Annotated in this window: 1 protein-coding gene; it reads right to left on the bottom strand. The window is 57.1% G+C overall.

Features of this window, described 5'->3' with window-relative positions; all coding sequences use genetic code 11:
* Nucleotides 1-145 precede the first annotated feature (145 nt).
* A complete protein-coding gene (locus tag AC1Q6I_RS34760; protein ID WP_010466230.1) occupies nucleotides 146-1,126 on the bottom strand; it encodes an IS5-like element IS1384 family transposase in 981 nt (326 codons plus the stop codon).
* Between the last annotated feature and the right edge of the window lie 64 nt (nucleotides 1,127-1,190).

The following is a 1,190-nucleotide window of genomic DNA, read 5'->3' as shown; positions in this document are numbered from 1 at the left end:
GGATGGTCTGAAGTAGCCATGTATTTCCCCGGCATACCACCTAGCGCAACTTTTAAACTCGCCAAATGATCAAAAAACAATCAATTCGACGAGTATTTCTTACGTTTTCGCCACCCGGACCCCACTCCGGTGGCCATTTCCCGCATTACAGGCGCACCTCTCCTGCATTCGTCAGTAAATGTCGGCGCGCCATCCACAGGTTCGACAGAGCGAACAGTGTCACCAGTTGCGCCGTGTTTTTGGCCAAGCCGCGAAAGCGCACCTTGGTGTAACCGAACTGGCGCTTGATTACCCGGAACGGATGCTCGACCTTGGCGCGCACCTGAGCCTTGGCCTTTTCAATCTTGCGCTTGGCTTTGTACAGCACGCTGCGCTTATCGAGTTTTTTGTAGGTGCTGCGGCGTGCCGCCACCTGCCAGATAACTTCACGTCCTTCATGCTCGGGCCGCTTTTCGACACCGGTGTAGCCTGCATCGGCGCAGACCACGTTTTCGTCGCCATGCAGCAATTTGTCCACCTGGGTGACATCCGCCACATTGGCCGCCGTGCCCACTACGCTGTGCACCAGACCCGATTCGTCATCGGCGCCGATGTGGGCCTTCATGCCAAAATAATACTGGTTTCCCTTCTTGGTCTGGTGCATTTCCGGGTCGCGCTTGCCGTCCTTGTTCTTGGTCGAACTGGGCGCATTGATCAGCGTTGCATCGACGATGGTGCCCTGGCGCAGCGACAGGCCGCGGTCGCCCAGATAGCCATTGATGACAGCGAGGATGCCGGCCGCCAGCTCGTGTTTCTCCAGCAAGCGGCGGAAGTTGAGAATGGTGGTTTCGTCGGGGATGCGCTCCAGGTTCAGCCCGGCAAACTGGCGCAGGATCGTGGTTTCGTACAGCGCTTCCTCCATCGCTGGATCGCTGTAGCCGAACCAGTTCTGCAGCAGATGCACACGCAGCATCGCCATCAACGGGTAGGCCGGACGGCCACCTTCACCTTTCGGATAATGTGGCTCGATCAAAGCAATCAAGCCCTTCCACGGCACCACCCGATCCATCTCGATCAGGAACAACTCCTTGCGGGTTTGCTTGCGCTTGCCAGCGTACTCGGCGTCGGCGAAGGTCATCTGCTTCATCGGGAAACTCGGTGGGTGGGGTCGCGGTATTTTGCCAAATCAGAAAGTTTTTTTCAGAGTTTCC

The sequence above is a fragment of the Pseudomonas sp. MPR-R2A5 genome (genome assembly GCF_058793055.1).
The sequence above is the reverse complement of the archived record's forward strand: the minus strand, read 5'-3'. Positions and strand labels throughout refer to the sequence as shown.

Excerpts from the sequence above, each read along its gene's own strand:
- AC1Q6I_RS34760 (WP_010466230.1), bottom strand. The coding sequence starts at position 1,126 with ATGAAGCAGATGACCTTCGCCGACGCCGAGTACGCTGGCAAGCGCAAG.